The following is a 20,267-nucleotide window of genomic DNA, read 5'->3' as shown; positions in this document are numbered from 1 at the left end:
GCTGTGAGTTCAACGGGTCGATGCAACGCTATCCTTAATCAAGGGGGACGTTGCCATGAAACGAAGAACTCGGATTTACTACACGCCAGAGCAGAAGGCGATTATCTGGGACAGATATAAGCAAGGTGATTCCCTGCATGATATCGCCAGAATGTTCGACAGATATCATTCTTCTATTATGCCCACTATCCACCAGACTGGTGGATACCGTCCTCCTGTGAGAAAGCGGCACCGATTAGCGCTTACGCTTGATGAAAGAGAGGAGATATCCAGAGGATTGGTAGCAAAACTCAGTATCAGGGACATCGCTGCCAAATTATCAAGAGCGCCCTCAACGATTAGCCGCGAGGTCAGGAGGCACGGAGGTGCCAGGCAATACCGTGCAGCAAAAGCCGATACTTCTGCGTGGGAAAATGCTCTGAGACCAAAACCTTGCAAGCTAATTGAAAGCCCCACATTGTGTAAAATCATTGCAGAGAAGATGCATCAGGACTGGTCGCCGGAGCAGATCGCCGGTTGGCTGAAACGCTGTTATCCGGATAATCAGGAAATGCATGTGTCACACGAAACGATTTATAAAACGCTTTTTATACAAACCCGGGGCGCATTAAAAAAAGAGCTGCAACAATGCCTCAGAAGCGGAAGAGCGGTTCGTAGATCCCGAACGTCATCACTTAAAGGGAAAGGATTAGGGAAAATCCCGAATGCGCTATCTATCAGCGAAAGGCCACCGGAAGCCGCAGACAGAGCCATACCTGGTCACTGGGAAGGTGATCTGATCCAGGGCTCGAAAAACTCCTATATCGTCACCCTTGTAGAACGCCATTCCCGCTTTGTTATGTTGGCCAAAATCAGGGACAATAAGACCATAACGGTTATATCTGCACTCATCAGACAAGCCCGGGAATTACCTGTTGAGCTTTATAAAACATTAACCTGGGATCGGGGCGCTGAAATGACCAGCCACACCCGGTTTACTGTAGCAACAGACATCCAGATTTACTTCTGTGATCCTCAATCTCCCTGGCAACGTGGCTCAAATGAAAATACGAACAGATTGCTCAGACAATATTTTCCAAAGGGAACTGACTTATCGGTTCACAGTCAGCAGAGACTAAACAGCGTTGCGAGACAGCTCAACGAAAGACCGAGAAAAACGCTAGACTATGAATCACCCGCAGAACGGTTCAATAAGTGTGTTGCGTCCATCAGTTGAACTCACAGCTCAAAGCGGACCTTGCGACGCTTCACTAGATGCCATGAAACGGGCATTTCAGTAGTAGCTTGGGCTGTGTTCAAACTCACCCACCCCTTTGTGATACGATATTTGCTTTAGATTGTCACATGGGGTCAGATTTTGAATTCATACATTTTCCTTGCCGGGGCCATCGTAGCTGAAGTCATAGGTACAACCCTGATGAAGTTCTCTGACGGATTCACACGCCTATGGCCATCTGTAGCAACTATTGTGTGCTACTGCACAGCCTTTTATCTTCTCTCTCAGACCCTGTCGACTATTCCAACGGGTATTGCGTACGCAATTTGGTCAGGTGCTGGAATCGTATTAATCAGTCTTTTGGGCTGGTTGGTAAGTGGGCAAAAGCTAGATTTTCCGGCGATCGCAGGTATGCTTCTTATTTGTGCTGGGGTTCTGGTTATTAATATTTTTTCAAAATCCTCCCCACATTGATCCTCTTATCTTGATCGAGCAGGAAAAGTGCATATGAAAATACCAATACTCCATACAGAACGCTTGCTGTTAAAACCATTAGAAGCCGAAGATGCCTCGCAGATTCAGGTGCTTTATCCCCGCTGGGAGATAGTTCGCTATATGGTCTCCTCAGTACCCTGGCCCTATCCTGATAACGGTGCGGAGAATTACGTCAACAACGTTGCCCTGCCTGATATGGAAAAAGGGATTGCGTGGATCTGGACTATCAGACTCCGTGAGGCCCCTGACGCTCTCATAGGTTTAATTTGCCTTTATGACGTTGAGGATAATAACCGTGGATTTTGGTTAGCTCCGGAATATCAGGGTCAGGGTTTTATGCGTGAAGCCAGTAATGTCGCTACGGATTACTGGTTTAATACGTTAAATAAGACAGTATTGCGTGCGCCGAAAGCCTCTCTCAATATCCGTTCCATACGTATTTCAGACAGTAGCGGCATGCGGCTTATCAAAACGGAAAAGAAAGAGTATGTCAGCGGTTTGCTGGATTCTGAACTTTGGGAAATCACGCGCGACGAATGGAACGATCGTCAGGTTGGTTAAAATAAATTATGGAATGTCCATAACCGAACCGCAGAGAATTTCTATTTTTGCCCTGCACCAATGGCAAGTTTATTAAAACTGCAGTTGCGATCATAATAAATAGATACGCAGCGAAGCCTGTCACTCGCGGGCAACATGAGTAATGCTATCTTATTTGAGGATTCTGGCATGGCCCCCTTTCATCAACTGACTGCCACTAGTTTGCATGGCCAGCCCATCTGTATGGCCGACTACGCTGGCAAACTGGTTCTGGTGGTTAATACCGCCAGCCATTGTGGTTTCACTCCACAATATGCAGGCCTCGAAGCGCTCTACAAGAAGTACGCCGCGCAGGGTCTGGTGGTGCTTGGTTTTCCCTGCAACCAGTTCGGTAACCAGGAGCCCGGTGGAGCCGACGAAATCGCGCAAACCTGCCACATCAACTACGGTGTGAGCTTCCCGATGTTTGAGAAAGTGGAAGTCAACGGTGCTGCTACGCACCCGGTATTTCGTTACCTGAAAGACGAATTACCCGGCGTGCTGGGTGGGCGGATCAAGTGGAATTTTACTAAGTTCCTGATCGGGCGTGACGGCAAGCCGCTTAAGCGATTTGCACCCTTCACTACCCCAGAGAAAATAGAAACCACCATCCTTACAGTGCTTAAAGTCTGAGCGCCTCTGTAATTCAAACCGACCCTGGTATGATCCAGTTCGCTGTCTGAATAAAAAACACGCTGCAAAATCAACAAAATATAATCAACTTGCTTAATTACTCTGCAATCGCGTGAGATCGGGAAGAAAAATGCTATTTCCCTCTTGCCTCATTCGGTCTGTGCCGCTAATATTCGTCCCCGTTGTCACCTACAACGTTGCGTTCATAGCTCAGTTGGTTAGAGCACCACCTTGACATGGTGGGGGTCGTTGGTTCGAGTCCAATTGAACGCACCATCTTGCGTCCGTAGCTCAGTTGGTTAGAGCACCACCTTGACATGGTGGGGGTCGGTGGTTCGAGTCCACTCGGACGCACCAAATCATATCCCTTTGATTTGGTGCCATTTCACTTCAAAACTATCTTTTTATCTTCAGTTTGTATCCGTCAGTTTTGTCATTTCCCTTGATGATTCAATAGCACTGCGCTAAATCATTCTAAGTTCCATGCTCAACGCGTATCATTCATCTTCTTCGTATAATGTCTTTCGTCAGAGCCAGGATACTATGCCCTCTTCCATCTTCCTGTTAGCCGCAGGCAGTTTGCGCCCTGCATTTACGCCACTGATAAGCCAGTTCACGCGCATGAGTGGAATAGACGTTAAGGTTGAATATGGTCCGGCCGGTTTATTGCGTGAGCGTATTGAAGCGGGAGAACCGTGTGCGCTCTTTGCCTCGGCCAACAGGGACCATCCGCAAAACCTGTTAGCACGTAATAAAGCCGTCTCTACGCACACTTTTTGCTGGAACAAACTGAGCCTTGTCAGCAACCGAACCGGTGTCTGGCTGGATTTACTCCGCGACCCAACGCTGCGACCAGGTACATCAACGCCCGGCTGCGACCCTTCCGGAGACTATACCTGGGCATTTTTCGACAATATGGATGTACTGGAACCAGGACTCGGGCAACAGCTTCGGACGCGCGCAATCCCACTGGTGGGTGGTCGTGATACGGTAAAAATCCCGCAAGGAGAACTGGCGAGTACCTGGATCCTGCGCCAGGGACTGGCCGATCTGTTTATCGGTTACGCGCATTACGCACACGCGCTGCGCGCGATGCCCGACGTACATTACGTGGCTATTCCCGATGAGCACAATATTCGCTGCGAATACCAACTGGCGGTGCTTGATGCTTCCAATGAAGTCATGGCGCTGGTTGAATTCATACTCTCCCGCGCCGGACAGGAATTTCTTAGCGCCTCAGGATTCTTACCGCTTAACGACGAATAGAAAACAACGGTGCGATAAACGGCGTCTGATAGTTCTCCACGCTGAGTTTTCGCAGCGTTAAGCCATAAGCCAGGAATAAATTCTCCTCTGTCACAATGCTGTTCGTGGGCCCAGCCCGCCATTTCCCTTCAGGGAGTAGCAGCAAAGTATGGGAAGCAACCTGTAACGCATGAAGCGGATCGTGGGTCGAAAAGACAATGCTGCATCCCTGTTGATGGGCCAGATCGCTGATTAGCTGCAGCACCACCTGCTGATTGGCGAGATCCAGCGCGGAACACGGTTCATCCAGTAACAACGTTTGACACTCCGTCACCAGAGCCCGGGCAATCATCACCAACTGTTGCTGCCCGCCGGAAAGTGAGCCAAAAGAGCTGGAGGCGAGATGCGCGATATTCAACTGCTCTAACGCCTGCATTGATCTTTTTTGATCCTGCGGACTGGGTTGCGCAAACAGCTTCACGTGCTGTGCTCGCCCCATCAACACCACGTCGCTGACCGCGTACGGAAACGGCAGATGGCTATGCTGTGCCACAATCCCTATCCCACCGTTATTTTCAATACTCCCGCCTATAGCAGGCAGCGTGCCGGTTAACGTATCGAGCAGTGTACTTTTACCCAGGCCGTTGCGTCCCAGCACGGCCCAGATCTCACCTTTCTGGCAACAGAACGTTAGCGGCTCAAATAACGGAGCGCGATACCCATAAGTAAGCTGATGTACACGCAGTGCGGCAGGTATCATGATTTCTCCCGACGTCTGGTACGAATGAGTAAGAAAGCAAACAACGGCGCGCCGAACAATGCGGTAATGATCCCCAACGGTATCTCCGCGTGCATCAGGGTACGGGCAATATCATCCACCACAATCATAAAACCGCCCCCCAACCAGAAGGCGCACGGTAGTAAACGACGATGATCAACCCCCACCAGCAAACGCGCCAGATGAGGAATCACTAATCCAACCCAGGCAATACTGCCGCTGACCGCCACCTGAGCAGCGACTAAAAATGCGCAACATACCAAAACGCTGCGTCGCAGAGGAACCACCGCCACACCCAGTGCTCTGGCATCTTTGTCATTAAGCGACAACAGGTTTATCCGCCAGCGTAGCTGGTACAAAACCGTCGCGGCGATACCGACCGGAACCGCCAACAGCAGCACTTTATGCCAGTTGGCCGTCGCAAAGCTGCCAAGCAACCAGAACACAATATTAGGTAACGTCTCTTCGGTATCAGCCTGATACTGGATCAGGCTCACCAGCGCGGCAAAAAACCCACTCAAAATGATACCCGACAGGATCAATACCAGCGTATTCTCCAGCCCCTGTAACGCAGCAATGGCATACACCAGGATCAACGCTGTCAGACCAAAGAAAAACGTTGATCCCATCATCAGCCAGGGCGAAAGACCGAGCAGGATGGCCAGTGTTCCACCAAAGGCCGCCCCCGACGTCACGCCGATAATATGCGGGTCGACCAGAGGGTTATGAAATACCCCTTGCAGCGTCGCGCCGCATAACCCAAGCGCGCCCCCCGCCAGCAGTGCCATCAGAATACGCGGTAGCCTGACTGTCCAGATAACCTGGCTGCCTATTCCCTCAGCGTCGCTATAGTGCGTCAGGTGATAAAACACTTCGCTTAACGACAGTGGATACTGTCCGAGGCATAGCGAACTGACGCCCAGCAACAGGACCACAACGATTAAGAGCGGTTGCTGGGGCAAAATACGGTTACTTAGCTGCATCAGGCTGCCAGTTCACACGATAAAAACGTTGATAGTAGTCCTGGGCCTGCGCATCAACGTCCACGTTTTTATAGGCATCCGGATACAGTTTTTTGGCCATCCAAAGTTCACCGATCGCCAACGCTTCCGGCATCGGATAGCCCCAGGCTTTGGCATATTCAGGCATCAACCAGACGCGATGATTTTTCACCGCATCAATCCCCTGCCAGTTTGGATCGTTTTGGATCTGAGTTACCACCTGCGGATAGCGATCCTGGACAAAAATCACCTGCGGGTTCCACGCTAATACCTGCTCCAGCGCAACCTGATGGGCACCTTTCACACTGGCAGCCGCCACGTTTAATCCCCCCGCGTGCTGCATCATCAGTCCCGTGTACTTCCCGGAGCCGTAGGTCATCAGGTCGGGGTTAGCCATATAAATACGGACTTTTTGCGTATCCGGGATTGTTGCAACCGACGCATTGAATTTTGCCCGCGCGGCAAAAACGTAGTCAATTAACGTTTCGGCCTGCGGTTTGCGCCCAACCACGTCAGCGATCAGGCGAATACCCTGCTTCAACCCTTCGTTGTAGACCTGCTCTTCATCGGCCATGGTCGGGTTCATTTTATTCTGTTGCCCGGTGGCATCCTTACGTAACGAGATAGCCACGACCGGAATACCGGCGTTCTGAATCTGCTGGATCATCTCCGCGGGCGCATAGTTGGCGACAAAAACCACCTGCGGATGAATCGCCAACAGGCTTTCGATGTTCACGCTGGTGAGATCGCCTGGCGTCGGCAATGTAGTAATCGTCGGCATAAAGCGCGCAAATTCAGGCCCGAGCTGCTTTTTCCAGCTCGACATCACACCAACAATGTCCTGCTGGGCATTGAGCTGAACCAGAATATTCAACGTCTGGTGTTGCAGCACGACCACTTTGTCCACGTGGTCAGGAATCGTGACCTGTCGACCAAGCTGATCGGTGATCGTGCGGTCGGCCTGAGCAGAAAACGCAAACAACATGCTGGCGCAAACCAGCACAAAAGAGCGGAAAGTTAACATGGGATACCATCTGAATAGAGGAGTAAAAACGATATGCATTAAATTATATAACGAGAGGCCTGGCAAACCATTTTCATCATGAGCGCACCAAACCCCACATTTCAGAGGGGAAAAAATGGCGTGCAATCCTTATCACGCCTGTCTTTATACGTGAGCGCTACTCCTGTGGGGGTAACGCGTTTAAAACTCGCATCGCCTGCTCCTGAGTGAGCGAATAATCGAAGAACTGGCGATAAAAATCTCGCGTTACGCTGACCATATCCAGGCCGCTAAACAGCGCAGGATGCAGTTTTGATGCGGCCCACTGCAGCTGCAACGCGCTTTCAGTGCCGTAACGGTCCCAGGGGAACACGCCCGCCGGATTGCGCCAGACGTTACCCTGTTTCACTGCGTTAAGTTCTTTGAACAATGCCGCATATGGCGAACTGGCGATATCACCGCACCCCGCACCGAGAATAATGACCTGTGGTTGCCAGTAAAGCACCCTCTCGGGCGACACCTCTTTCATGTTGCCGTCAACTTCACCTGCCGCATTCCGTCCACCCGCCAGCGTAATCCAGGTATCGATCAACGTGTTCCTGCCGTCGACTTTAAGCGGATTTAGCGATTGAATATGAAGTACCCGAGGGCGCTGATTTTCCGTCAGCTCCGCAGTTTTAGCCTGCACATCCGCGAGCACACGGTTGAGATACTGATTGTAAGCCGTTGCCCGGACGCGAGCCTGCTCGGTACCCAGAACCTCTGCGGTCGTAGTGACCGATTTTTCCATCGAAGCATAGTCAGTAAATGCCATTTCAAGGACCGGAATACCCGCCTGACTGTAGCTTTGAGCATCCCCTTTTCCTTTTGCCACAAACACCACGTCGACGTGCCGGGCCAGCAAATCCTCACTATTAAATGATGTTCCCCGTATCTGTAAGGCTTGCCTCAGAGAAGGATTGATTTTAAACATCCATGGCTGGTTTTCCTCATGGTTGACCGTCGCAACAATGTTACGACCTGCGCCCAGCGTCATCAGCACCGAATGATGTGCAAACCAGCCATCCGCAATACGTTCAACATGCGTGGGAACGGTAACTGTGTGACCAGCATCATCCACAACCTGGCGTGTTGCCAGGGCAGGAAACGCCAGCCACACACAAAGCAGCCATGTGTGGCACGTTTTCATAAGCAACCTCTAAAAATCAACCTGAACAGAAAACTGAGCCTGGCGCGGTGCGCCAAGTTGAGCGCTGGCAGCCCCTGCACCCGTGTAACCAGTCAATGCGCCCGGAACAATATTGGTCCAATAGTGACGGTCGGTGAGATTGGTGATATCAAACCGGAAAGTGGTTGGCGTGTTCCACAGTCTGGTGGCATAACGCGTACCGATGTCCACCGTGGTGTAACTCCCGACCCAGCTGTCGTTGGCATTATCGGTAGCCCGACGTCCGACGTAATGCACGTTCGTGTCGACATCCAGTCCCGGAACCCGTTCGATGGTGTAGATTGCGAGGATATTCGAGGCGAAGCGCGGCAAACCAACTACTTGCTTACCATCCGCATTGCTGGCCGCGGTATTATGAAGTGTTGGATCAAGCCAGGCTCCCCCGCCTAACACGCGCAAATTACGGGTGATATGCCCATCAGCCATCAGTTCCAGCCCACGGTTCTTCTGCGTACCATCCTGAGCAAAATCGCCATTGTCGTTGGTATAGGCAAAGGGGCGTTTGGCTTCAAAAAGCGCAGCGGTAAGCAGCAGATCTTTTACTGGCGCATATTTTGCGCCCACCTCCAGTTGATGGCTACGGTAGGGATCTAACACCTGCCCGGCATTGCGCGCTCCGGCGGGCGCGGTATCGCCCTGCTGCAAACTGTCCGCCCAGGTGGTATACAGCGTGACGTTCTCCACCGGTTTATACATAAGGCTGGTAGAACCGCTCATGCCATTGTCCTGCTGACGGCTGCTTTCATGTCCAGCTTTGTTGTAGTTACTGACGGTAAAGAGGTTCTCACTGCCGGAAAGCAGCAAACTCCACTGCGGGGAAAAATGCAGCGTATCGCTGAGCAAAAATGCATGCTGAGTGGTGGTCGCTGAATGATAGCGATCGTTAAAATCTGGATACGGTGGTCGTGGATAGTCGGGATGTTGATCGAGAGAAGAATGCCCCAGAGTGAAAGTGCCGCCGTTTCTTGGATTATAGTTTTTCCACACAAATCCACGCATTCCGGTAGCAATATCCTGCGTCAGCCAGCCGGTATCAACGCTACCGGTCAGGTTCGCTAAATAACTGTTGATGGTAAAGCGACTGGCCGCCGAATTAGAGGTTGTGGTGGTGTAATCGCCCCGGTTATCCGTCAGGGTGTTGGTCACGGCAGTCGACTCGCGGTCTGCAACCTGGTGCAGCGCCCCCAGGTCCAGCATCCAGTTGCCGTCAAAATCATGCTTAATATGCATATCGACGGTAGTCGTTTCGTCATCATGACCCGCATAAGATTGACCATATTTACTGTCCGTAGGATCAAATGCCGCGGGAAAGTGAACGCCTTTCGCCAGGGCAAAGCTACCCGGCATGCCTTTTTCGTAATAATGGTAATAGCTGAAATTACTCTCCAGCACCGTTTGATCTGTCAGTTGAAAGTCCAGCCCCATGCCAGCGTACTGTCGACGGACATGGCTATCGGTGGTGTAGCTATGGCCCTCATCGTTCAGCAAGTTGAGGCGATATTTCACCCGGTCTCCCGCATCGATTGGGCCGCTGAAATCCATCGATGCCAACGTTCCCGACCCTGTACCTTGCCCTACTGTGACGCGATGCAACGGTGTATCGACAGGTCGTTTAGACACCAAATTAAACATCCCTGCTGGATTAGCAGGGCCATACAGCGATCCAGCGATGCCGCTCAACACCTCAATGTTCTGGAACTGTTCGGTCGAATATTCCGTCGTGGAGACGGCGTTCAGGCCATCAATCATATGGTTTTGTACCACGCTCCCCTGCATGCCGCGGGTTTGTGGGCGGACGCCGTCACCCTGAACGGACGGTAGGTAGCGATAGGCGTCTTTCACATCTTTGATTTGTTGCTGATCCAGCTCTTTTTTCGACAACGTCTGCACCGACCAGGGAACGTCTATCAACTCTCGCTCGCCGAGGCTACCTAACGTTGCTTTTTTTTCGCTCGCCGGAGGTTCATGTTCCGATAACGAGGATTGTGACGTGGCTGGCGCCGAAACGATGACGGTATCTTCAGCATGAGCCGTGACGGCAGTAGAAAAACAGGCAAAGGTTAACAACCCAGAGGCCACTGGGGTAAATTTGTTATTTAACATTCGTTAATTCAATTCGTTAGATAGAAAGACTGGAGGCCGCTAACGCAAGCGCCTTCTCTTGAAGAGTACAGTTATTATATTTGTATGATGAATAGGATAGACCCAATCGATATATATGTAAATATATAACGACGTATTGTTGATAAATCCACGACAACAAAAAAGCCGACGGTGATGACGACCGTCGGCTTTGGGTAAATAACAATTAACGAATTACTTGGTTGCTGCTTTGATAATATCGAGCGCTTTGGCGAACTGATCCTGCGGAATTGTCAGCGGGTAAAGGAAACGAATAACGTTGCCATACTGACCGCAGGTCAGCAGCAGTAATCCTTGCTCAAGGGCTTTCTTCTGCACGCGTTGCGCGGCTGCGGCGTTGGGTTCTCCTGTCGCTGCATCACAGAATTCAGCGGCAATCATAGAGCCTAAACCTCGCACTTCGGCCAGTTCAGGACACCCTGCTTGTGCATCTGTCAGAGCGGCGCGCAGCTGTTCACCGAGAGCCGCCGCACGCTGGCATAGCTGCTCATCACGAATGATATCCAGCACCGCATGGGCCGCTGCGATCGACAGCGGGTTTCCAGCGTAGGTTCCCCCCAGACCACCCGGCGCAGGCGCATCCATAATTTCGGCTTTGCCCACGACGCCTGACAGCGGCATGCCGCCCGCAAGGCTTTTCGCCATGGTCATCAGGTCCGCTTTATCGGCGTAATGATCCATCGCAAACAGCTGACCCGTACGGGCAAACCCGCTTTGTACTTCATCAGCAATCATCACGATGCCATGCTCGTCGCAAATACGGCGGATGGCAGCCACAAACTCTGGCGGTGCCACCACGAAGCCCCCTTCGCCCTGGACGGGTTCGAAGATAATCGCCGCAACCTGGGTTGGATCGATATCGGCTTTAAACAGGCGCTCAATCGCTTTTAGGGAATCCGCCGTGGAAATGCCCTGCAATTCAGAAGGATACGGCGCATGGTAAACAGAGCCTGGGAACGGGCCGAACCCTTTTTTATAGGGTGCCACCTTGCCGGTTAACGCCATCGTCATGTAAGTTCGCCCATGAAAACCACCGCCAAATGCGATAACGCCAGGACGGCCGGTATGCGCGCGCGCAATTTTCACCGCGTTTTCTACTGCTTCAGCCCCGGTAGTGAAGAATGTGGTTTTACGCTTGCCGTCGATTGGCGCAACGGCGTTGATTTTCTCAGCCAAAGACACATAGCTTTCGTACGGGACAATCTGATAAGCCGTATGGGTAAAAGCCTGAAGTTGCGCTTCGACTGCCTGCACCAGGCGAGGATGGCGGTGTCCGGTGTTCAGCACGGCGATCCCGGCGGCAAAATCGATGTACTGATTGCCTTCGATATCGGTAATTGTGCTGTTTTCTGCCGACTGGGCATAAAAATCACACATCACACCCACGCCACGCGGGGTGGCATCCAGACGACGTTGTTGCAGGTTTTTATTGTTCATTCTCTACACCTTGTCCATTAATACATTTCGGTTGAATTACCCTTTAAATTTAGACGCCGTCTGGTACTTTAATCGAGAGCCAAATCGTTTTATTTTAAGGATCCAAATGCGTTCACTTGCCGGAGATGTGATCAAGCATGCATTTAATCAGCAGACTGACGAAAAACTACATCGCCGCCTGTATGCCGCCATTTGTAGTTGCATCCTCGAAGGTAGCCTGAAACCGGCTACCCGAATGCCTCCGTCGCGTGACCTGGCAGGAGAGCTGACGCTATCGCGCAATACCGTCCTGCGGGTGTACGAACAGTTGCAAGCTGAAGGGTATATTTCCGCGCGCACCAGCAGCGGCACATTTGTGACCGACAGCGTGCTGGACAATCTCGACCTGCGTCCTGACAAAGAGCCTGTTGCTGCCGCTCTGGAAGATCACACCCGCTTATCCGCCCGCTGCCTTGAGCTACTGGGTCATGCCAGCGCCAGTCCCCGTCAGTGGGGGGCATTTATTCCAGGCGTACCTGATGTAGAGCATTTCCCGCACCGGGTGCTCAAGAAAATTCAGGACAGGCTGGCAAGACGACTGCGCCCGGAGTATCTCACTTACGATGCCACAGGCGGCGTGAATGAGCTAAAAGAAGCACTGGCAGACTATCTGCGCACCGCTCGCGGCGTACGGTGCTCACCGGAGCAAATTCTGATTACTGAAGGTATTCACCAGGCCCTGGATCTGGTGACCCGGACTTTATGCAACCCCGGCGATCACGCCTGGATTGAGGAACCGGGCTACTGGGGAATCAAAAATATTCTGCGCATCAATGCCGTTAATTTTTCGGCTATCCCGGTTGATGAACAAGGCATGGTCCCGCCGGATGCAGGTGAAACACCGCCAAAACTTATTTTTGTGACACCGTCACATCAATACCCGCTCGGTTCGGTAATGAGTCTGAGCCGCCGCCGGCAACTTCTCTTTCGCGCACGTGAAACGCGAAGTTGGATAGTGGAAGATGATTACGACAGTGAGTTCCGCTTTTCCGGCCAGCCGATTCCCTCTTTGCAGGGGCTGGAAGAAGAGACACCGGTCATTTACATCGGGACATTCAGTAAGACACTCTATCCCGCACTGCGACTCGGGTATGTCGTGCTACCTAAATCGTTAGCCGCTCCGCTGAAAAAGGTTCATAACGACCTCTATCGTGGTGGGCATCTGTTGATTCAGGCCGCACTGGCGGAGTTTATTCGCGAGGGTTATTACGCGGCACACATTCGGAAAATGCGTCAGCTATACAGTCGTCGTCGCCAGATGCTGGTAGAGCTTATCAGCCGCCAACTTGGTGAACATTTTCTTGGTTCTTTCAGCAGCAACGCCGGGCTGCATATGATCTTACAGTTACCCGCCGGGAGTGATGATGCGGTCATTGCCCAACAGGCGAATGCGCAAGGGTTGTTGGTGCGCCCACTGTCACGCTACTACGTGAATGAAGAGAAACGCAGCGGCCTGCTGCTGGGGTTTGCCAGTATTGAAGAGCATGAAATGACGGCGGCGTTTACCCGACTCGTGGATATTATCAGGGTAAACACCGTGTAAGCACTGCCGGATGAAGGTGCAAGCACCTTATCCGGCATACTGTTTAATGTGACGCTTTTTTAACGCCAGCCAGGTCTTCCTGGCTTACTTCGCGATTCCCTTCACCCCAACTTTTACGTACGTAGTTAATCACGTCGCGCATTTCGTTGTCGCTTAACAAGCCACCGTAGGCAGGCATCTTAAAGGAGACGCTGCCACGCGTTGTCGGTGTTTCTGCGCCGTGGGCAATCACTCTGAACAGCGGTGTCGGGTCATCAACCATCACCAGTGGATTGTTAACTAAAGAAGGCGCGTTATCATCCGTACCTTTCCCTTCCAGACCGTGACAAGTTGAACAGTAGCGGTTATAGGTCACTTTGCCCGCCTCAGGTGAATTCGACCAGGATGCTGTAGTCGCCGCAGCACGTACCGTTTCAGGCTTCCCACTTTTCAGGCTCAACAGATATTGGGCGATCGCCGTGGCATCTTCGTCGGTCAGATACTGTGTACTCTGCGTGACGACTTCAGCCATCGAACCTGAAACCGCGGCATGCTTGCTTTTACCGGTCAGCAACAGCGATTTTAACTCCTGCTCAGACATACCGGTGCCGCGCAGCGACGGTGCATACCAGCCGTCAATCATCGCGCCGCTCAGGTATTCGGCATCAGCATTAGTATACGCTTTTTCGTTCATCGCCATGCCTCTCGGGGTATGGCATGAACCGCAGTGTCCGGGGCCTTCCACCAGATAAGCGCCTCGTTTTACCAGGGCAGCATTATCATCCGTTTTCGCGCCCTCTACAGCCGTCACTGGCGCGTCGGTAAACAGCCAGTTCCAGATATGCAGCGGCCAGCGGGCGGAGAGTAGCCACGGAATGGCATTCTCTTTATTGGGCTGTGCTGACGGCGTGACGTCATGCATAAAATAGCTATACAGCGCCTTAACATCCTCGTCAGAAAGTTTTGCATACGAGGGATAAGGCATCGCCGGATAGAGCGGATGACCATCTTTGGCAATCCCCTGCCGTACGGCTTTTTCAAAATCCTCGTAAGAATAATTTCCAATACCCTGCGTTTTGTCTGGGGTAATGTTGGTCGAATAAATATCCCCCACCGGAGTAGGAAACTTTTTGCCCCCCGCCATCGCCGCACCACCTTCAGCGGTGTGACAGGCGACGCAGTCTGAAATTCGCGCGATGTATTCACCGTTAGATTCAGCAGCGCTTACCGAAGCGGTAAATAAACAGGCGGCGAGAATGGTTACGTTACGCATAGATCACCCCATATCCTTGAGTTCATTAACCGCACGCCATGCCTGATCGATTGCCGTATGGGCATAAGCACTCCAGTCAGAATCGGAGTTAGCGATGGCAATGCGACCGACTGGCTGACGCGCCCGCTCGATAATTTCTGGCATCTTATCCATATCATCGAACAGCGAGTTGGCGTAGTACGCATAGCCATGCGCCCAGCGGTTAACCGTAATGGCGGAAATATCGCGTTGATTATCAAAGCCTGTTGAGCCAAACATCTCCTGCAACTGGGAGCGAATCATCTCCTCATGCGCCGCAAAGGTGGTCCCCAGCAAATAGGCTCGTCCCAGACGGAACTGCTCTCTGGCCGACAGGTTACTGCCCGGATAGGTCGGCACATAGACCATATGAATGACCATCGGGTCGTCTGGGGAGGCCGGATGTTGATACCCACCAATACTGACCGGATAGTCGAGCTTAACCCTGCTATAAGGTGCCGCCGGAGAATAAAACTCATGCACGCCAAGCTGTTTGAACGCCTGCCAGTTTTTGACCACCACGTTGGTGTACACCAGCGGTGCCTTCACGTTCAGTTTAAGATCCGCCTGCTGCTGTTCCGGCATTTCAGGCACCAGATACGGGATCATCATGTTATAGCCTGCCATGATGGTGTTCTTACCGCGCACACGGTGCATTTTACCGTCACGCAGATAGGTCACCGCCACGCCATCCTGCACGTTGGCCGCATTAATCACCGTGCTGTTCAGGCGCAGGCGCGTAGTGTTTTCCGGCAGATCCAGCTTTTCGTAATGTAGTCTGGCGAGGACAGAGTCTTCCATCGTGTTGCCCGGTAGCGCATCCGGCAGCATATATCTGACTAACAGGCGGGCTAACCCGGCGTTACCGTCCGGGAAGTGGTAAACATACGGCTCTTCGAGGTCGGCCAGCGACTCTCCGTCCAGCGGCGGTAACCCCATCCCTTCCATGCCGGGTAAGGCGCACGCCCTGGCATCACTACAGGAAATACCTTCAATACCAATAGCAAAGAAGTCGTTGGAACGCTGCTGGAAATAGAGCAGCGCCATTTTGCTCAAACCGACTTTTGTTGCCAAAAATTCACTGTAGCTGTGGGTATCCAGCCATTCCATTTTCTCATCGACCGTCATTCCCGGCAGGTAATCACCGGGCCGGACGTGCAGGTCGATCAGCGCTTTTCTGTCATTCTCACTTAGCGGAAAATCATTGATAAAGTCTTCAATTTTACGCCCATTGAGCCTGTCCGGCGGAATATCATCAGATACCGCGCGGCCCGGATCGCCGCTGACGATTTTTGTTTCGCCAAAATTCTTCTTATCGAAGAAAACGCCGCGACTGAGCTGCCAGTCGGGGTAGAAGTTTACGTCAAAACTCTCTTTCAACCGCGTCACGCTGACGCCCACGGTTTCCATCAACTTTTGTACTTCAGGGCTGAAATTATGCGCAGGGGACTGGAATGCTTCGCTGCCACCATAACCGAGTAATTTCTTACCCGAGCTGGTAAATTCATTGCGTTTGGCGTGTCCACCAAAGTCGTCATGGTTATCGAGGATCAGGATCCGGCTATTTTGCCCGGCAACTTGACGCCAAAAACAACCGGCAGCTAACCCGCTAATACCGCCACCCACAATCACCAGATCGTACTCTTCCTCAACGGGCAGAGCGTTTAAATCAAAATGTTTATGCTCGCGACCTAGCGCATGCGCCATTTCAAACGATCCAGGATGATTGCCCCGCAGCCCCGTCAGCGCAGGAGGATAATAATTTCCATCTATAAATGCGTTTCCCTTTCCTGCCGCCCTGACCCACTCCAGCGGGGTAAGTCCCGCCGCAATAGTCACCGCGACGCCGTTGAGAAAATCACGTCTGGTAATTGCCATTAACTTTTTTCCTTATTGCTACACACTGCCTTTAATACGACACAAATAAGAGAGATACCCCTTCTTATTTATAAAGGGGTACAACCGACTACTTCACTGGCTTTAACTCTTCATCCAGTTTTTTAGAATCATAATAATCACCCTGCCAGGTGATTTTTCCTGCTTTAACATGAATATAGCTGACGCCTTCAAATTTGATCGGATTATTTGTCGGCGGACTCCCTGCCCATTCACCACTATTTTTACCTAAAAATTCCCAACGAAAGGCCACGGTGTCTTCGTCGTAGACGGGCTTGCCGACCATTTTCCAGCTAAGATCTGGAACCGCCTTAATAAAAGCGCCGATAACCTCTTTTTCTGCTTTTTCCCTGCCGTTTATCGGTTCTCCCGCGGCGGCATCATAATAGACCGCATCATCAGCAAGAAATTGAGCGGCTCGCGAAGCATCATGCGCATTCCACGCCGCCATATACTCTTTTACGGTATTCAGCGATGTACTTTCTGCCAGGCTATAGCCCGAGAACATCACTAATGAAAGCACCGCGAGTTTTAATGTTTTCATCGTAATCCTCTCTATTCAGAAATGTCACACATGATATGTTTCACCCGAGTGTATTCCTCGAGCGAATAGGATGAGAGATCTTTGCCATAACCCGATTTTTTGAACCCGCCGTGCGGCATTTCGGCGCACAGAGGAATGTGATTGTTAATCCACACTGTGCCAAAATCGAGGTCAATGCTGAAGCGTTGGGCGCGACCATGATTACTGGTCCAGACGCTGGCGGCAAGACCATACTCCACATCATTCGCTTTGTGTAGTACCTCTTCGTCAGTAGTAAACGACTGAATAGTCATCACTGGGCCAAATACTTCATGCTGAATAGCTTCATCATTTTGATGCACTCCGGAGACGATCGTCGGCTCAAAATAGAAGCCTGGACCAGATCCTGCGCGCCCACCGGTTTCAATTTTTGCATGTGCCGGTAAACGCTCAATAAAGCCTTTCACCTGCTCCAGCTGATTCCGGCTATTCAATGCACCGTACAGTGCATTTTGATCTTCTGGCGGCCCAAATTTGATTCTTTTTGTTTTCTGGATCAGTTTTTCCAGAAACTCAGCGTAGATAGATTGTTCTACCAGAATCCGCGTAGCCGCTGTGCAATCCTGCCCGGCATTGAAAAAGCCTGCCGTGGTGATCGTCGCAATCGCCTTGTCTATATCCGCATCGGCGAACACGATTGCGGGCGCTTTCCCGCCCAATTCCAGGTGTGCTCGGGTCAGGTTTGCCGCCGCCGAAGCCGCAACCTGCAAACCCGCACGGACCGAACCGGTAATAGAAACCAATGAAGCCTTCGGGTTTGAAACCACCAGCGAACCAGTGCTGGCTTTGCCCAACACAACGTTAAATGCCCCTCTCGGGAACAACGGTGCGGCCAGTTCAGCCAACAGCAGCGTACTAACTGGCGTGGTGTCGCTTGGTTTTAACACCACAGTGTTGCCTGCCGCCAGCGCTGGTGCAATCTTCCACACCGCCATCATGAACGGGTAGTTCCACGGCGTCACTTGCCCAACAATACCCAGCGGTTCACGACGAATGGTTGAAGTAAATCCTGCGGAATATTCTCCAGCCGCCTTTCCTTCAAGACAGCGCGCCGCACCAGCAAAAAAGCGGATGGCATCGCAAGATGCCGCGATCTCCTCTTTCTCAATAAAATGGCGAAGCTGACCGGTTTCCTGGCTCTGCGCGGTTACCAGTCGCTCAACGTTACGTTCAATCTCATCGGCCAGCCGCAACAATGCTTTTTGCCGCTGTGCCGGCGTCGATTTTCTCCAGATGCTAAACGCCGCCTCCGCTGCTGAGTAAGCCTGCTCTACCTCCGCCTCGTTAGCGTTGGGAGATATTGCGTACGTTTCACCGTCAACCGGACTCACCAGTTCGAAGCTATCTTCGCTACTGCCTGCTACATAGTGCCCATTAATAAAATGCTTCAGGGTTTTCATGTTTGTCTCCTGCCAATTAATACATAAAGAATCTTATGTAATATATATATTGTAAAATTTTTTCAAATGCGCAACATTGACACTATGATAAGCCTCGCATTTTTAACTTAATTTTTACATTTTCAGGATGAGGCTTTTTATTGCCAGCTGACGCGTTACGCCCAGCTCATCATAAGGTTATCGGGACACACATCCGCTTGTGCAGTGACGTTGCGCCCAGGCATGTAAAATAACTCGGCCATTCTTACCTTTCTTGCCCGACGGGCATGTGTTAAAAATGGTCGTTGTTTCAGGGAATTGAGTACAGAAAAGATTATGATTACTCACGCGGTCATATTTGCGCCTATCGGGCAGGTCAGTCGTTCAGACCAGATAGTCCAACGCCTTTCAAATGCCATTATCACGGGGTTGCTGGAGCCAAAAGAACAGCTCCCCAACGAAACTGATTTGGCAAAGATGATGGGTGTCTCACATATCACTATCAGAGAAGCGCTAAACACGCTTCGGGCTAATAATCTTATCCATACGGTTCGTGGTCGTAATGGCGGGAGTTTCGTTTGCGAAAATATTGATGGCAAAAATAGCGCCCTGCATCCGTTCAAGGCGATCAGTACGGATTATCTGTCTGATCTGGGTGAAATGCATTGCGCCATTATTAGCCATAGCGCGCGGCTGGCTTCCCGACGGATGACCGGTGCGGATATCGCCAAATTTCGCGAGTTTGTCGAGGTGCTCAGAAAGGCAAACTCACCTGAGTTGATGACCCAGGCCGATATGCGTTGTCTGCTGGCGATTGCCGCAAGTTCGCATTCAGCGCGACTGGCCAATCAGGAGCTGCAGGTTCAGGCTGAATGGGCATCGCTGGTGGCGATACTTTATCGCACAGACAGTATTCATGCAGAAATTACCGCGCTTTATTCGGCGCTGGCCGATGCGCTGGCTGCTCACAACGAGGCAGAGTCAGTACAGTTTGCCACGCGGATCATCGACACGTTTACCTACTACCTTATTGAAAAAAAGCTGAAATATAACTCGAACTGACAATCAGTGAAGGCAGGACAGACAATGAGCTCTTCGACATCCCTAAGCGCATTAATTCGTAAAATTGATGACATTACTGTTTCTACCGTAGATTCTACCGTTGCGCTGGCGAGGAGCATCCATGAGGCGATTTCAGGGGTACAAAAGGCCTCAGCCGAGGTCGTTCTCGACCCCTCAGTCAGATCCACCGTTCAACAGCACATCAAGCGCACGCTCAATAACAACCATTACTGCTCAGGGGCGGGATTCGCCAGCCATATTGAGAGCACCGCAACCACAAAAGAGTATTGGTTGCTGGAGTGGTGGTATAAGAAAGATAATGGTTTGAGCCAGGCGCATCTGGATTTGGATCAGGCCACGCAACAACGACTGGACTTCAGAACCTTTGAGTGGTTTAAGCATTCTCCTCCGGCTGGCAAAGCCTATATCCACGGTCCCTACGTCGACTATATTTGCAATATCTCCTATACCCTGACGTCAGCCGTCCCGGTCTACTACAACGATCAGTTTCTCGGTGTTGCCGCGGTCGATCTGCTGGTCAGTCAGATAGAAGCCGAACTGCTTTCCTGTGCCCATCCTGACTATGTGATTCTGACTAATCTGGAAAACAGGATCATTTTCTCCAGTTGGCCACGTTTTCGCGTGGGTGAATTGCTGTCACCTGCAAACAGTACAGTGGTGTATCAGAGCGACTACTTTATCCTTTATCACTATCAAAACTAAGGGCCCGAAGGCCCT

18 protein-coding genes and 2 tRNA genes are annotated in these 20,267 nt (G+C 51.4%); 10 read left to right on the top strand and 10 right to left on the bottom strand.

Annotated features, from left to right (window positions below):
- Positions 1-55 precede the first annotated feature (55 nt).
- From OGX89_RS22980 to OGX89_RS22950, 7 genes are all read left to right on the top strand, one after another.
- Positions 56-1,216, top strand: a complete 1,161-nt coding sequence (locus OGX89_RS22980; protein WP_049015173.1) for an IS30 family transposase — start codon at positions 56-58, stop codon at positions 1,214-1,216.
- A 141-nt stretch (positions 1,217-1,357) separates the two neighbouring features.
- On the top strand, positions 1,358-1,690 hold the full coding sequence (locus OGX89_RS22975; protein WP_063941528.1) for an EmrE family multidrug efflux SMR transporter: 333 nt from the start codon (positions 1,358-1,360) through the stop codon (positions 1,688-1,690).
- A 33-nt stretch (positions 1,691-1,723) separates the two neighbouring features.
- On the top strand, positions 1,724-2,272 hold the full coding sequence (locus OGX89_RS22970; RefSeq protein ID WP_126956273.1) for a GNAT family N-acetyltransferase: 549 nt from the start codon (positions 1,724-1,726) through the stop codon (positions 2,270-2,272).
- A gap of 168 nt (positions 2,273-2,440) precedes the next feature.
- Positions 2,441-2,923: a glutathione peroxidase gene (locus OGX89_RS22965; RefSeq protein WP_003832718.1), complete on the top strand. Its 483-nt coding sequence runs from the start codon at positions 2,441-2,443 to the stop codon at positions 2,921-2,923.
- 199 nt (positions 2,924-3,122) lie between these two features.
- Positions 3,123-3,199 (top strand) — tRNA-Val (locus tag OGX89_RS22960).
- Between the two features lie 4 nt (positions 3,200-3,203).
- Positions 3,204-3,280, top strand: a tRNA-Val gene (locus OGX89_RS22955).
- 186 nt (positions 3,281-3,466) lie between these two features.
- Positions 3,467-4,189, top strand: coding sequence for a substrate-binding domain-containing protein (locus OGX89_RS22950; protein ID WP_126956271.1), 723 nt, complete (start codon positions 3,467-3,469; stop codon positions 4,187-4,189).
- Here OGX89_RS22950 and OGX89_RS22945 read toward each other — a convergent pair.
- The 6 genes from OGX89_RS22945 to puuE all read right to left on the bottom strand — a co-directional run bounded on the left by OGX89_RS22945 (position 4,176) and on the right by puuE (position 11,757).
- Entirely contained in the window at positions 4,176-4,928 is a 753-nt protein-coding gene (locus OGX89_RS22945) for an ABC transporter ATP-binding protein (protein ID WP_126956269.1), read from the bottom strand. The two genes, OGX89_RS22950 and OGX89_RS22945, sit on opposite strands and share 14 nt — an antisense overlap.
- Positions 4,925-5,929, bottom strand: a complete 1,005-nt coding sequence (locus OGX89_RS22940; protein WP_126956267.1) for a FecCD family ABC transporter permease — start codon at positions 5,927-5,929, stop codon at positions 4,925-4,927. The genes OGX89_RS22945 and OGX89_RS22940 overlap by 4 nt, the downstream gene beginning before the upstream one ends.
- On the bottom strand, positions 5,916-6,971 hold the full coding sequence (locus OGX89_RS22935) for an ABC transporter substrate-binding protein (RefSeq protein WP_126956265.1): 1,056 nt from the start codon (positions 6,969-6,971) through the stop codon (positions 5,916-5,918). Before OGX89_RS22935 ends, OGX89_RS22940 begins: the two co-directional genes overlap by 14 nt.
- A 157-nt stretch (positions 6,972-7,128) precedes the next feature.
- Positions 7,129-8,139 (bottom strand): ABC transporter substrate-binding protein, encoded by a 1,011-nt coding sequence (locus OGX89_RS22930; RefSeq protein WP_003832713.1) that lies wholly within the window; start codon positions 8,137-8,139, stop codon positions 7,129-7,131.
- Between the two features lie 9 nt (positions 8,140-8,148).
- On the bottom strand, positions 8,149-10,281 hold the full coding sequence (locus OGX89_RS22925) for a TonB-dependent receptor (RefSeq protein WP_126956263.1): 2,133 nt from the start codon (positions 10,279-10,281) through the stop codon (positions 8,149-8,151).
- Between the two features lie 213 nt (positions 10,282-10,494).
- Positions 10,495-11,757 carry a 4-aminobutyrate transaminase gene (gene puuE / locus OGX89_RS22920; protein WP_003832711.1) on the bottom strand — a complete coding sequence of 421 codons (1,263 nt, stop codon included), beginning with the start codon at positions 11,755-11,757 and terminating at the stop codon, positions 10,495-10,497.
- A gap of 106 nt (positions 11,758-11,863) precedes the next feature.
- On the opposite strand from puuE, the gene pdxR reads away from it, so the two are divergent.
- Positions 11,864-13,339 carry a MocR-like pyridoxine biosynthesis transcription factor PdxR gene (gene pdxR, locus OGX89_RS22915; RefSeq protein WP_126956261.1) on the top strand — a complete coding sequence of 492 codons (1,476 nt, stop codon included), beginning with the start codon at positions 11,864-11,866 and terminating at the stop codon, positions 13,337-13,339.
- Positions 13,340-13,382: 43 nt separating this feature from the next.
- Here the strand turns inward: pdxR and OGX89_RS22910 are convergent, their stop codons facing one another.
- The 4 genes from OGX89_RS22910 to OGX89_RS22895 form a co-directional block, all read right to left on the bottom strand.
- A complete protein-coding gene (locus OGX89_RS22910) occupies positions 13,383-14,591 on the bottom strand; it encodes a c-type cytochrome (RefSeq protein ID WP_126956259.1) in 1,209 nt (402 codons plus the stop codon).
- A 3-nt stretch (positions 14,592-14,594) separates the two neighbouring features.
- Positions 14,595-16,487 (bottom strand): NAD(P)-binding protein, encoded by a 1,893-nt coding sequence (locus OGX89_RS22905; protein ID WP_063941525.1) that lies wholly within the window; start codon positions 16,485-16,487, stop codon positions 14,595-14,597.
- An 88-nt stretch (positions 16,488-16,575) separates the two neighbouring features.
- Positions 16,576-17,049 carry an ester cyclase gene (locus tag OGX89_RS22900; protein WP_126956257.1) on the bottom strand — a complete coding sequence of 158 codons (474 nt, stop codon included), beginning with the start codon at positions 17,047-17,049 and terminating at the stop codon, positions 16,576-16,578.
- Between the two features lie 11 nt (positions 17,050-17,060).
- Positions 17,061-18,488 carry a gamma-aminobutyraldehyde dehydrogenase gene (locus OGX89_RS22895; RefSeq protein WP_126956255.1) on the bottom strand — a complete coding sequence of 476 codons (1,428 nt, stop codon included), beginning with the start codon at positions 18,486-18,488 and terminating at the stop codon, positions 17,061-17,063.
- Positions 18,489-18,803: 315 nt separating this feature from the next.
- Between OGX89_RS22895 and OGX89_RS22890 the strand changes: the two genes are divergently transcribed.
- On the top strand, positions 18,804-19,529 hold the full coding sequence (locus OGX89_RS22890) for a FadR/GntR family transcriptional regulator (RefSeq protein ID WP_003832701.1): 726 nt from the start codon (positions 18,804-18,806) through the stop codon (positions 19,527-19,529).
- A gap of 24 nt (positions 19,530-19,553) precedes the next feature.
- The gene (locus OGX89_RS22885) at positions 19,554-20,252 is read left to right on the top strand and encodes a cache domain-containing protein (protein WP_003832700.1); all 699 of its coding nucleotides are present in this window, start codon (positions 19,554-19,556) and stop codon (positions 20,250-20,252) included.
- Positions 20,253-20,267 lie beyond the last annotated feature (15 nt).

Origin of the sequence: Citrobacter sp. Cpo103, assembly GCF_030332605.1 — a bacterium.
Classification (GTDB): domain Bacteria; phylum Pseudomonadota; class Gammaproteobacteria; order Enterobacterales; family Enterobacteriaceae; genus Citrobacter; species Citrobacter portucalensis.
Note: the sequence above shows the minus strand (reverse complement) of the source record. Positions and strands in the feature narration are given on the sequence as shown.